This is a genomic window from Nocardia africana NBRC 100379 (genome assembly GCF_001612635.1).
Classification (GTDB): domain Bacteria; phylum Actinomycetota; class Actinomycetes; order Mycobacteriales; family Mycobacteriaceae; genus Nocardia; species Nocardia africana.
The window spans coordinates 125,881-138,323 of the sequence record NZ_BDAV01000003.1; the positions used below are offsets into that span (position 1 = coordinate 125,881).

The following is a 12,443-nucleotide window of genomic DNA, read 5'->3' on the forward strand; positions in this document are numbered from 1 at the left end:
GAGCCGCCAGCGTCGGCGGGCTGCGGCGAGGAATCACCGGGCACGCGTCGTCACCGGCGCGGTGAGGGTGCCGGCGAGCATGTCGATGACCTGATCCCAGGCCTCGCGGTCGTCGGCGGCGATCCGGCCCGCCTCGACGGCGCGTTCGTGGTCGGCCAGCAGCGCGAACAGGACCGTGGTGAGACTGCGCAGCCGGCGATGCCGCAGCCGCGGCGGGAGGTCCGAGAGCGCACGGTCCAGCCCGCCCACGATCACTCGCACCGAGGTCCGTTCGGCGCTGTCCAGGTTGGCCGCGTCCGATACCGCCGGATGGGTGCGAATCTGTTCGAGAAACCTTGCGTAGTACGAACTCTCGTTCCGTGCTCCCAGTTCGAACATGGGGATGACCAGCGCGTCGAGCAGAGTGTGCACATCGTCGCCGGTCGCGGCCGGGCGCTGCGCCAGCAATTCCAATCGGCGCACCTCCAGTGTCGCCAGCCGCTGTTGCACGACCGCCTCGACGAGTCCGTCGCGCGAGCCGAAGTGATACGGGATCGCCGAGTTGTTGCGCTGCCCGGCCGCGGCGGCGATATCGCGCAGCGGCACCAGATATCCCCGCTCGGCGATCAACCGTTCCCCCGCCACCATCAACCGCTCCCGGGCACTCACTGCTTCCACCCTGAGCACGATACGTCCTACCAGGTAATTGAGCACTAGTCCTTGACAGTTAAGAGCTAATTCTTAACACTGCGAGGACAACAACCGAGAGGACTAGCGATGATCCTGGACAAATTCCGACTCGACGGCCGCGTCGCCGTCGTCACCGGCGCCGGCCGCGGTATCGGCGCCGCCACCGCCCTGGCCCTGGCCGAGGCGGGCGCCGATGTGGCGATCGCCGCACGCACCCGGTCGCAACTGGACGCGGTCGCCGAACAGATCCGCGCGACGGGCCGGCGCGCCCTGGCCGTGGCCTGCGATCTGTCGGATCTCGACGCCGTCACGGCACTGGCCGAGGCCGCCGCCACCGAATTCGGCCGCATCGACATCGTGGTCAACAATGTCGGCGGCACGATGCCGAACACCTTCATGACCACCTCGACGGAATTCCTCGAGGAGGCGTTCCGCTTCAACGTCTCCACCGCGCACGCCCTCACCCGCGCCGCGGTTCCATACATGCTCGCCGGCGAGGGCGGCTCGGTGGTCAACATCTCCTCGATGATGGGCCGGGCGCCCGGGCGCGGCTTCCTCGCCTACGGCACGGCCAAGGCTGCGCTCGCGCATTGGACCCGGCTGGCCGCCGCGGATCTGTCGCCGCGGATCCGGGTCAACGGCATCGCGGTCGGGTCGGTGCTCACCTCCGCACTCGAGGTGGTGGCACAGAATCCCGAGGTCAAGGCGAAGATGGAGGCCGACACCCCGCTGCATCGGCTGGGCGATCCGACCGATATCGCGGCCGGCATCGTCTATCTCTGCTCGCCCGCGGGCAGCTATCTCACCGGCAAGATTCTGGAGATCGACGGCGGTATCGCCGCACCCAACCTGGAACTCGGCCTGCCCGATTTGTGATAACAACGCGGATTCTTCCGTACCATCGGCGCGCTCGGCAGGTCACAATGATCAACTATGCACTGTGATCGAGCACACATGATCGCTTACGGTGCCGTCCCCGCTTGTCGACGAATGTGCCCGCCGCCCGGTCCGGCCGGACAGCGGGCCGGGTAGAGAGGTCGGACGCATATGAACTGCACGAGCATCACCCGATGGACGATCCGAGCGGCGGCCGCGACAGCGATCGCGGCCGCCGGATTCGCTGTCACGGCGCCCGCGGGCGCCGACCCGGTGTGGCCCGGCGGCCCCGACATCCCCGGCATTCCGCAACTCGTACCCTCACCGCCCGGCCAGATCTCGGCTCCGTGTTCGGCCGCGGCACGCGCGTGCCTGCGCCTGTCGACCAACGAGGGCTGGCTGATGGACAACGGCCGCGTCGTCTACGGCCCGACCCCCATCTCGCACGGGCGGCCCGGGTACGAGACACCACCCGGCACCTTCCACGTCGCGTTCAAGGAGCCGTATCACTGGAGCACCATGCACAACGCCGAAATGCGCTGGGCCGTCTTCTTCAACGGCGATATCGCCACCCACATCGGACCGATCGAGGAGCAGTCCCACGGCTGCATCCGGATGACGCCCGAAGGCGCCAAGGCCTTCTACGACTACGTCAATCCGGGTGACGTCTTCGAAGTCGTGCCGTGACCGTACGCGCCGGCCCGGGCTCCGGGTCGGCGCGCTACGAATTCAGGTGACCCAGCTTGATCGCCAGCAGATTCGCGATCACGACGCCCGCGAAAACCACCGCGGCCACCCGGTGCCCCAGTCCCCACAGCGCGGCCGCGGCGCCGCCGAAAACCACGATCTTGGTGATCACCGCGAGCAGCGGAACATCGAAACTCGCCTTCGGCGCCGCGAACATTCCCCACACCACCGCGGCGGCCAGCGGGATGCCCAGCGCCAGAACCACTTTCGCCACGGTGTTGTCGCCGGCCCGCCATCCCCACAGTCCCAGTATCACCAGCGCGCCCACCTCCACGGCGAAGGCGACGGTCAAATTGGCCCACTTCCACAGTTCCTGCATGACTGCCCTCTCGTGCTCATGAGAGCAGCGCTCTCTAACACGAGCAGTGTGCGCTAGAGCGGAGGCGTTGTCAACCGTTGCGGATTGCCGTGCGCGACGGCGTGAGGGCGGCGGAGTGAGCCGGGCTCGCAGGATCGGGCGAGCAGGATCGATTCGGCCGGCGCGAGCGACCGAGTCATCCCGTCGGCGCGCCGAAATCGAAGGGGCACTCAGACAAGAACAGTCGACGAATACACCGAACCGCCCGTCGAGAAGACGTCCTCAGCCGGCCGTTCGCGGTCGATCGGACAGACCGAGGCGCAGGTGCTCGCTGTGGTACACCGCCTCGTCGAGCAGCTGTGCGACGTGTGTGTCGTAGAGGCTGTAGACGATGCTGCGCCCGGCGCGGGTTCCGGTGACGAGCCCGAGGTTACGCAGCAGACGGAGCTGATGAGAGACCGCGGACTGTTCCATCCCCACCGCCTCGGCGAGTTCGGAGACGGGCCGTGGCCCTTGGCGCAATTCACTGAGGATCAGCAGCCGGCTCGGCGTGGCCAGGGCTTGCAGGGTGGTCGCCACATGCGCGGCGGACTCACTGTCCAGCCGGGCGATCGGCCGGTCGCGGCCTTCGACGCCATGTCCCATAACCGTGGAGTTTAGCCGACAGGTATACATGAAGACCTCTTCACGTGTTCTGTTATTCTCGGGTTGTCCGCTCCCGACCCTCGGAGGTTTCTCGTGTCCGCACCGGCCGCCACGCGTCCCGCCGCGCTCACGGCGATACCCGCGCGGCGGACCCGGTTGTTCACGCTTCCCGAAATCCGTTGGGCCGCAGCAGCTCTGCTGCTCTTCGCGGTGGGCTCGGTGGCCCGGATCCTGCACACACCGCCCGAGGCGTGGTGGTCGCTGTATCTGGCCTGCTACCTCACCGGCGGCTGGGAACCCGCCCTGGCCGGGGTGCGGGCCCTGCGCGAAAGGACGCTGGACGTCGATCTGCTGATGGTGGTGGCCGCGATCGGCGCCGCCGCGATCGGGCAGATCACCGACGGCGCACTGCTGATCGTCATCTTCGCCACCTCGGGCGCACTGGAGGCGTTCGCGACCGCGCGCACCGAGGACTCGGTGCGCGGCCTGCTCGACCTGGCGCCCGACACCGCCACCCGGATCGACGACGGTGTCGAAACGACCGTGAGGGCAGCGGATCTCGCGGTGGGCGATGTGATTCTGATCCGCCCCGGAGATCGCATCGCCGCCGACGGCACGGTCCTCGCGGGCGCGAGCGAGGTCGACCAGGCCACCATCACCGGTGAGCCCATGCCGGTGGACAAATTGTCCGGTGACGTGGTGTTCGCCGGAACCTCGAACGGCACCGGCGTCCTGCGGGTGCGGGTCGGTCGCCGCGCCGAGGACTCCGTCGTGGCCCGCATCGCCGCCCTGGTCGAACAGGCCGGCCGCACCAAGGCGCGAGCGCAACTGTTCATCGAGAAGATCGAACAGCGTTATTCGGTCGGCATGGTCGCGGTGACGCTCGCGGTCTTCGCGGTGCCACTGTTGCTCGGTGCGGCGCTGCAGGATTCACTGCTTCGAGCGATGACGTTCATGATCGTCGCCTCGCCGTGTGCGGTGGTGCTGTCCACCATGCCGCCGCTGCTCGCCGCGATCGCCAATGCCGGCCGGCACGGCGTACTGGTCAAATCCGCGGTCGTGATGGAACGGCTGGGCAGCACCACCCGCGTGGCCTTCGACAAGACCGGCACGCTCACCCGCGGCGTCCCGGAACTCACCGACATCCGTGTGCTGCCCGGCAGCCCGGGTACGACCGAGGAGGTCCTGCGCTGGGCCGCGGGCGCCGAATATTCCAGCGAGCACCCGCTGGCCACCGCGGTTGTCCGGGCCGGTCGCGAGCGCGGACTGACGTTGCCGCCCGCCGTCGACTTCAGCGCGCAGCCCGGACGCGGCGTCACCGCCACGGTGGACGGTCACCTCATCGAGGTGGGATCACCTGCCGCGCTGTTGAATTCGACCGACACCGCTGCCACGGCCGTCGTAGCGGAGATACAGGAGGCGGGGCATACCGCTGTGATCGTGCGGCGCGAGCGCCGCACCGTCGCGATCCTCGGCATCACCGATCTGGCGCGTCCCGAGGCGGCCGATTCCGTCGCCGCGATCACCGAAATCACCGGGGCCACACCGGTTCTGATCACCGGCGACAACGCGGCCGCTGCCCGGCAGCTCGCGGCCCACCTCGGGCTGACCGACGTCCGGGCCGACCTGCTGCCGGAAGCCAAAGTCGCCGCGATCACGGAACTGGAAGCCGCGGGCGACCGCGTCACCGCCGTGGGCGACGGCATCAACGACGCACCCGCGCTCGCCGCCGCTCATGTCGGAATGGCCATGGGCGGCAACGGATCCGACCTCACCCTGCACACCGCCGACGCCGTCGTCATCCGCGACGACCTGACCACCGTCCCGGCGGTCATCGCCCTGTCGCGTCGCGCCCGGCGCATCGTGGTCGCCAACCTGATCATCGCCGCGACCTTCATCGCCGTCCTGATCACCTGGGACCTCGTCGGCCACCTTCCGCTACCGTTGGGGGTCGCCGGACACGAGGGTTCCACCGTCATCGTCGGCCTCAACGGCGTGCGCCTGCTGCGCGGTCGCGCCTGGGAGAACGGGACGGCACGCCGCGACGATCGACGGCCGCGCCCGGTCCTCGTCCGATCCATCGATCGCGCCACCCCGCTGTAGCGAGAGGCGCATACTGGTCGAGCGCGCATGGTGCGGCGGACGGGTCGAACCCGCCGCCGGGGTACCTCGTTTCAGAAGCAGAGCGTTTCCCGAAACCGACCACCAGAGGTCGCCATGACCGATCTGTCACCGTTCTACGCCGACGTGCAGGCCCACTACGACCTGTCCGACGATTTCTTCGCTCTCTTCCTGGATCCCACGCGCACCTACAGTTGCGCGTACTTCCGCGAACCGGACCTCACCCTGGAACAGGCACAGCTCGCCAAGATCGACCTGTCACTCGGCAAATGCGATCTGCATCCGGGTATGACGCTGCTCGACATCGGCTGCGGCTGGGGCTCCACCATGCTGCGCGCCGTGGAGAAATACGGCGTGCGTGTCATCGGCCTGACGCTGAGCCGCAACCAGTTCGAGCACGTGCGCGACCTGCTGGACGGTCTGCCGCCCGGCACCGGTGAAGTGTACCTGCGCGGCTGGGAGGAATTCGACCAGCCGGTCGACCGGATCGTCTCGATCGGAGCCTTCGAACACTTCCGGCGCGAACGCTACGACGCGTTCTTCGACCGCTGCCACCACCTGCTGCCCCCCGACGGCCGCATGATGCTGCACACCATCATCGGCTTCCACCGGCACCAACTCCGGGAGATGGGCATACCCCTCACCCACGAATACCTGGCCTTCAGCAAGTTCGTTCTCGACGAAATCTTCCCCGGCGGTCAACTTCCGCAGCCCCAGTGGATCGGCGAATACGCCGAACGGGCCGGCTTCACCCTCCACGACGTCCAATCCCTGCAACCGCACTACGCCCACACCCTCGACCTGTGGGCCCAAGCCCTCCGCGACCACCGCTCCGAAGCCATCGCCCTGACCTCCCCCGCCGTCTACGACCGCTACCTCCGCTACCTGACCGGCTGCGCAGACCTGTTCCGCGACGGCTACATCGACGTCCGCCAGCACGTCCTCCTGGCGTGACGGACGCCCGCCACCGAAATGAAACGTGTTCTACTGTGGCGGCATGGATGTGAGTTACGAGGCGACCAAGCGTGAGCTCGCGACGGACCAGGGTGTGCTGCGATATCACGAGGCCGGGGACGGTCCGCCGCTGTTGCTGCTCCACGGCTCCGGGATCGGCGTCAGCGGGTGGCGGAACTACCGGGGCAATCTCGGCACGTTTGCGCAGCGGTTCCACTGCTATGTGCTGGAGTTCCCCGGATTCGGCGTGAGCGATCCCGTCGACGGGCATCCCGTGCTGACCGCGGGGTCGTCGGTCGTCCGATTCATGGACGCGCTGGGCATCGAATCCGCCGCGATGATCGGCAACTCGATGGGCGGAGTCGTCGGCGTCAACGTGGCGATGAAACACCCTGCGCGCGTGAGCAAATTGATCACCATCGGCGGCGTGGGCCCGAACATCTTCAGCCAGAACCCCAGCGAGGGCACGCGACTGCTACAGGAATTCGCCGACGCCCCGAGCCGCGAGAAACTGGTGCGCTGGCTGGAATGCATGGTCTACGACCGCACCCTGATCACCGACGAACGCATCGAGGAGCGCTGGGAGACCGCGAAGGATCCCGGCTCCCACAAGACGCTCGCGGCGATGTACGGCTCCCGGACGTTCGCCGCGCAACAACAGATGATGGCCACCTCGGGAGTGCCACCGTACTGGTCCATGCTGGGCACGGTGCAATGCCCCACCCTGCTGACCTGGGGTCTTGACGACCGGCAATGCCCACCCGATATGCCGATGATCCCGATGCGGCTGATCCCCCATGCCGAACTGCACATCTTCCCCAACTGCGGGCACTGGGTGATGATCGAAGCCAAAGAGGCGTTCGAGCGGGTCGCCACGGAGTTCCTGCTTCGGTGAGTCCGCGCGGTAGATGCGAAACCGCCCCGGAAAACGGCTTCCGGGGCGGTCGCGTGGTTTACACCGCTGCCGCACAGTCCGCGGCGGCCCGGCGCGCTAGAAGTAGTGCGCGCGGCCGGCGACCGGGCGTCCCAGCGCCCCCAGCAGAGCCAGCGCCGCCCCCACGACCAGCGCGATGATGCCCAATGTCCAGAGGATCGGAATTCCGAGCAGGAAACCGAGAACCAGAAGGACAACCCCGAGAGTGATCACAGCAATCTCCTCACTTTCGCTCACCTCGCACCGGTCCGGCGACCGGCTGCGATCAGCGGTGGCTCGAAACATCCGATACCCGGATATCCCGGAGTGAAACGAGCTCTCTTCACCGGTGAAGCCTGGAGGCGACGACTCGGCTATATCAAACCCAGGACGAATCCGGCTCGCTGGAAATAGGTGTCGAAGTCCTCGGAGGCGTCGCCCAGTGCGTGCACCAACCGCGCCACCGCGGTGTCGTACCGGTCTGCTCTCAATCCGTCGTATTCCCTGGGCCACGGAAGGTTGGCGCGGCCACTGTCCACGGTGACATAGGTCACGCGGTCGATCAGCGAGCCGCGGTAGAAGAAGTCGGCGAAGCAGATGGCGGTATGGGAGTCGGCGAACTTCATGTGAGCCAAGCCCTTTCGCTTCTTCAGGACCGACGAATCGCACCGCCGTCCACGTCCGGACGATCGGCGACGCCGGAGCCCACCGCTGCCGGCGCGAGCCTTCCGGATACCTGATAATTCGATGCCTACGCTCCCGCGGATACGTCCGCCGCTCCGTCGGCTCACGGCCGCGGCGCCGTCGGCACCATCGGTAGAGCCCGCCTCCGATGGTTTGCTGCAATTTCGCCATAACCATCGGAGCGCGCCCGTCAACAGCGCACAATGAGAAACGAATACGCCTCAGGTCGACCGGCCCCGAGGATCCGGCCGAATCGTTGTCAGATGGTTTCCGCCACCTCCGGGAGGGCCCGATGGATGCGTATCCTCCGATCGCTGAACACGGAATTGTCGGCGATCTGCAAACCGCGGCACTGGTGTCGTCGGCCGGCACGGTGAATTGGTGGTGCACACCGCGATTCGATTCACCGAGCCTCTTCGGCGCCCTGCTCGACCACCAGCGAGGCGGATACTGCCGCGTCGCCGCCGATTTGCCAGAGGCAGAAGTCACCGTCCGCCAGTTGTACTTGCCGGACACTGCCGTGCTCGTCACGCGATTCATGGCCCCCGCGGGAGTCGGCGAGGTCGCCGACTTCATGCCACCGATCGACACCGAGACACCGACGGATCGCCATCGGCTGATCCGGATCGTGCGGGTGCTACGCGGCCGCCTGCCCTTCACCGTGTCCTGTCGGCCGCGCTTCGACTACGGCCGCGCCGAACACCGCACCGTGGCACACGATCCCGAATGGGTCATGTTCGAAAGCCGCGGGGCCACACTGCATCTGCAAGCATCCGACCCGATAGTGCTGCGTGTCGAGGACACGGACGCGACCGGCAGCTTCACCCTCGAGGAGGACCAGACGGCGTTCCTCGTGCTGACCGCCACCGGTGCGGGTGGGGAATTTCCGGCATCTCCGCAACGCAGCGAGGTAGCCGCCGAATTCGCGCACTGCCGCACCTGGTGGCAGGACTGGCTGCGAAATTCGACCTACCGCGGACGGTGGCGCGACATGGTCAACCGTTCCGCGATCACCCTCAAACTACTGACCTACGCACCGACCGGCGCGCCGATCGCCGCTCTCACGATGGGGCTGCCCGAACAAGTCGGTGGCGAACGGAACTGGGACTACCGCTACACATGGTTGCGTGACGGCTCCCTCTCGGTCCGGGCGCTGATCGATCTCGGATTCACCGCCGAGGCCTACGCCTTCCGCCGCTGGCTACGGGAACGACTACCCGGCAGCACCCCGTCCGGTGAACCACTGCAGATCATGTACCGCATCGACGGTGATCCGCGCCTCGACGAGCAGATCCTCGAGCACTGGGAGGGATACCGCAAATCATCGCCGGTACGCGTCGGCAACGCCGCCGCCGACCAACTGCAGCTCGACATCTACGGCGAGGTCGCCGACGCGCTGGGCCAGACCTCCGATGTCGGCAGCGTATCCGGCTGGCGGGTCTTCGCCGAACTTCTGGACTGGCTGACCGACCACTGGGATCGCCCGGACGAAGGCATATGGGAAACCCGGGGCGGCAGAAAGGACTTCACCTACAGCCGGCTGATGACCTGGGTCGCATTCGACCGAGGCATCCGCCTCGCTACCGAGCATGCGCGACCAGCGGATCTCCAGCGCTGGACTCGCGCGCGCGACGCCGTGTTCAACCAGATTCTCGAGCGCGGCTGGAATGAGGAGCGACGCGCCTACGTCCAGCATTTCGGGTCTCACGTCCTGGACGCATCGCTACTTCTGATGCCGCGCATGGGATTTCTGTCCCCGCACGATCCGGACTGGCTGAGCACACTGGACGCGATGGACGAGGAGCTGGTCGACGACAGTCTGGTCTACCGATACGATCCCGCCGCCTCGCCGGACGGGTTGCGCGGCTCCGAGGGCACATTCAACCTGTGCAGCTTCCTCTACGTCGAGGCGCTGGCGCGGGCTGGACGCGTACACCATGCCCGCTACGCATTCGACAAGATGCTCACCTACGCCAACCACGTCGGGTTGTTCGCCGAGGAAATCGGCCCCTCGGGTGAGCAATTGGGCAACTTCCCCCAGGCATTCACCCACCTTGCGCTCGTCGCGGCCGCGATCGCACTCGACGACGAACTCGATCGACTCGAATCCGGCACCGGAAAGCCGTGAGACGATGAGCGAGCAAAGCGCTCCCGCCCGCCCCCGCGGCGTGCTGGCACCGCTGGCACTCGCACAGTTCATCTGCAGTTTCGCCGGCACGAACATGGCGGTGATGATCACCGACATCAGCCACGACCTGAACGCCGACGTCTCCGGCGTGCAACTGGTGATCACCCTGTTCCTGTTGATCATGGCGGCGTTGATGATCCCGGGCGGCAAACTCACCGACCGCTACGGCCGCAAACGCTGCTTCACCGTAGGTCTTTCGGTCTACGGCATCGGCGCGATACTGAGCGCCCTCGCCCCGGGACTGGGCGTGCTGGCGCTGGGCAACTCCGTGCTCGAGGGAGTGGGCACCGCGCTGTTGATCCCGCCGGTCTACATCCTGACCACGCTGCTGTTCACCGACACCACTACCCGCGCACGAGCCTTCGGAGTGGTGATGGCGATGGGCGGAATCGGCGCCGCCGCCGGGCCGCTACTCGGCGGACTGATCGCCTCCACCCTCGGCTGGCGAGCGGCATTCGCCTTCCAAGCGCTGGTCGTGGCGGCCATCCTGGTATCGACGCGCCGCCTGCACGACCCACTCCCGCCCGACCCCACCCGCACCCTGGACATCACCGGCACCGTCCTGTCCGCGGCCGGACTCATCCTCCTCGTACTCGGAATCCTCGCCGCCGACAACGACTTACGATGGAGCGCGATACTGATCGTGCTCGCGATTCTGGTGCTGGCCGGATTCTTCCTGCACGTGCGCGCGACCGAACGATCCGGCGGCGACCCCCTGGTATCGACCAGCCTCTTCCACAGCCGAGCATCCAATTTCGGGCTGGTCACTCAACTACTGCAATGGCTCATCCTGATGGGAACCTCCTTCGTCGTCTCGGCCTACCTCCAGGTCGTACGTGGCTACGATCCCATCCGCACCGGCATCATCTTCACCGCCGCCACCGCGGGACTGCTCGTATCGTCGCTGTCGGCGGCCCGGCTGGCACGACGCTTCGCCCAGCGCACACTCGTCATGACCGGATTCGTCGTAGTCGCCGTCGGCGTCGTGGTACTCATCGCGATGGCCGGACGCAGCCTCAACCCATGGGCGTTCGCACCCGGACTACTGCTGATCGGACTCGGACTCGGCTCGATGCTCACTCCCTCGGTCAACATCGTGCAATCCGCCTTCAGCGAGGAACGCCAAGGCGAAATCTCCGGACTCTCACGCTGCGTATCCAACCTGGGCTCCTCACTGGGCACCGCCATCGCCGGCACCATCCTCGTCGCCGGACTCAGCAGCCACGCCTACGCCACCGCGATGCTCACCCTCGCCGCAGCCGCCGTCATCGGACTCCTCGCAGCCGCCGCCCTACCCCACGACACACGCGCCGCAGAACCGTAAGCGCGGTGTCACGGAAAGACGGCCGGCCACGTGATGTCGGCACGGGTCGCTGTAGACGTCCTGAGGCACGTCGATCAGGCCATGACCAGCGGCGCTACACGGCTCGCGGATGTGCCCAGCAGGCTGCCGCCGATGCGCTCGACCGCGCTGTCAGCGGAAGGCGCTGACCTGCGACGTCAGCCGAATTAGTTGGGAATTCGTTGTGAATCCGGACGCCAGCGGTTCAATCATGGGAGCCAGAAACCTGCTCTACCAGGAAGTATGGAGCCGCCTGGGGGAATCGAACCCCCGACCTTTTCATTACGAGTGAAGCGCTCTACCGACTGAGCTAAGGCGGCGTGCCTTTCGGCGGTGCGAGTCTATCGTCTCCGGGGACCGAATACGAAAACGGCAGGTCATCGCCGCAGTGTGGCCATGATTTCGGCCAGTCTGCGCGCCTTGGCGGCCGGTGTCCGAGCCTTGAGCAGGGGCAGGAGCAGCAGGTAGCGGGCGGTCCGGTCCAAGGCGGCGAAGCGAGTCGCCGCATCGGTATGCACGGCCAGGGCCTCGGTCAGCTCCGACGGGACGGATGCCGAGCGTTGGGGCGCGTAGGCGGCGTGCCAACGACCATCGGCGCGGGCGGCTTCGACTGCGGCCAGGCCCGGTGGGCGCATCCGGCCCGCGGCGATCAGGGCCTCGGCTCGCACGACGTTCACCTGGGACCAGGCGCTCCCGGGTCGCCGGCGCGAGTAGCACTGGAGGTAGGAGCGGTCGTCGTGAGCGCGCCGGTGACCGTCGATCCAGCCGTAACACAGGGCAACCTCGGCCGCCTCGTCGATGGTGATCAGGGGTGCCGACGACCCCTTGCGCGCGATCATCAGCCAGGCGCCGCCGTCGTCGGTGTGGTGACCGTCCAGCCAGTCGGCCCAGGCGGCTGCATCGGGAAAGTGGTTGACAGCAGGGTGTTTTCGCACGGTTCGTCCTTTCGTCGAACACCATGCTTCCCCTTGAAGTGCTCATCCTTTGAGCACTTTCTCGGTCAGAT

At 67.0% G+C, this 12,443-nt stretch carries 13 protein-coding genes and 1 tRNA gene; 7 read left to right on the plus strand and 7 right to left on the minus strand.

What is annotated here, in order from left to right; genetic code table 11:
* Positions 1 to 33: 33 nt before the first annotated feature.
* Positions 34 to 657 carry a TetR/AcrR family transcriptional regulator gene (locus NA3_RS03700; RefSeq protein WP_128145052.1) on the minus strand — a complete coding sequence of 208 codons (624 nt, stop codon included), beginning with the start codon at positions 655 to 657 and terminating at the stop codon, positions 34 to 36.
* A gap of 99 nt (positions 658 to 756) precedes the next feature.
* Here NA3_RS03700 and NA3_RS03705 point away from each other — a divergent pair, with 99 nt between their 5' ends.
* Positions 757 to 1,545 carry an SDR family oxidoreductase gene (locus NA3_RS03705; protein ID WP_062962141.1) on the plus strand — a complete coding sequence of 263 codons (789 nt, stop codon included), beginning with the start codon at positions 757 to 759 and terminating at the stop codon, positions 1,543 to 1,545.
* 171 nt (positions 1,546 to 1,716) lie between these two features.
* Positions 1,717 to 2,232 carry a L,D-transpeptidase gene (locus NA3_RS03710; protein ID WP_062962142.1) on the plus strand — a complete coding sequence of 172 codons (516 nt, stop codon included), beginning with the start codon at positions 1,717 to 1,719 and terminating at the stop codon, positions 2,230 to 2,232.
* Positions 2,233 to 2,266: 34 nt separating this feature from the next.
* Here the strand turns inward: NA3_RS03710 and NA3_RS03715 are convergent, their stop codons facing one another.
* Positions 2,267 to 2,611, minus strand: a complete 345-nt coding sequence (locus tag NA3_RS03715; RefSeq protein ID WP_062962143.1) for a YrdB family protein — start codon at positions 2,609 to 2,611, stop codon at positions 2,267 to 2,269.
* Positions 2,612 to 2,872: 261 nt separating this feature from the next.
* Positions 2,873 to 3,235, minus strand: coding sequence for an ArsR/SmtB family transcription factor (locus tag NA3_RS03720; protein ID WP_062962144.1), 363 nt, complete (start codon positions 3,233 to 3,235; stop codon positions 2,873 to 2,875).
* A gap of 93 nt (positions 3,236 to 3,328) precedes the next feature.
* Between NA3_RS03720 and NA3_RS03725 the strand changes: the two genes are divergently transcribed.
* From NA3_RS03725 to NA3_RS03735, 3 genes are all read left to right on the plus strand, one after another.
* Positions 3,329 to 5,338 (plus strand): heavy metal translocating P-type ATPase, encoded by a 2,010-nt coding sequence (locus NA3_RS03725; RefSeq protein WP_062962145.1) that lies wholly within the window; start codon positions 3,329 to 3,331, stop codon positions 5,336 to 5,338.
* 114 nt (positions 5,339 to 5,452) lie between these two features.
* Positions 5,453 to 6,310 (plus strand): cyclopropane mycolic acid synthase family methyltransferase, encoded by an 858-nt coding sequence (locus tag NA3_RS03730; protein ID WP_062962146.1) that lies wholly within the window; start codon positions 5,453 to 5,455, stop codon positions 6,308 to 6,310.
* Positions 6,311 to 6,353: 43 nt separating this feature from the next.
* A complete protein-coding gene (locus NA3_RS03735; protein WP_062962147.1) occupies positions 6,354 to 7,205 on the plus strand; it encodes an alpha/beta fold hydrolase in 852 nt (283 codons plus the stop codon).
* A 96-nt stretch (positions 7,206 to 7,301) separates the two neighbouring features.
* On the opposite strand, the gene NA3_RS37510 is transcribed toward NA3_RS03735, so the two are convergent.
* A complete protein-coding gene (locus NA3_RS37510) occupies positions 7,302 to 7,457 on the minus strand; it encodes a DUF6131 family protein (protein ID WP_167354950.1) in 156 nt (51 codons plus the stop codon).
* A gap of 140 nt (positions 7,458 to 7,597) precedes the next feature.
* On the minus strand, positions 7,598 to 7,858 hold the full coding sequence (locus tag NA3_RS03740; RefSeq protein ID WP_128145051.1) for a hypothetical protein: 261 nt from the start codon (positions 7,856 to 7,858) through the stop codon (positions 7,598 to 7,600).
* Positions 7,859 to 8,199: 341 nt separating this feature from the next.
* On the opposite strand from NA3_RS03740, the gene NA3_RS03745 reads away from it, so the two are divergent.
* Together NA3_RS03745 and NA3_RS03750 are read left to right on the plus strand one after the other, a co-directional pair.
* Positions 8,200 to 10,035 (plus strand): glycoside hydrolase family 15 protein, encoded by a 1,836-nt coding sequence (locus tag NA3_RS03745; RefSeq protein ID WP_062962149.1) that lies wholly within the window; start codon positions 8,200 to 8,202, stop codon positions 10,033 to 10,035.
* Positions 10,036 to 10,039: 4 nt separating this feature from the next.
* Positions 10,040 to 11,419: an MFS transporter gene (locus NA3_RS03750; protein ID WP_062962150.1), complete on the plus strand. Its 1,380-nt coding sequence runs from the start codon at positions 10,040 to 10,042 to the stop codon at positions 11,417 to 11,419.
* 262 nt (positions 11,420 to 11,681) lie between these two features.
* Here the strand turns inward: NA3_RS03750 and NA3_RS03755 are convergent.
* Both NA3_RS03755 and NA3_RS03760 read right to left on the minus strand, forming a co-directional pair.
* Positions 11,682 to 11,757: transfer RNA gene (locus NA3_RS03755), tRNA-Thr, on the minus strand.
* A gap of 57 nt (positions 11,758 to 11,814) precedes the next feature.
* Complete coding sequence (locus NA3_RS03760; protein WP_062962151.1) at positions 11,815 to 12,372, minus strand: YdeI/OmpD-associated family protein; 558 nt, start codon at positions 12,370 to 12,372, stop codon at positions 11,815 to 11,817.
* Between the last annotated feature and the right edge of the window lie 71 nt (positions 12,373 to 12,443).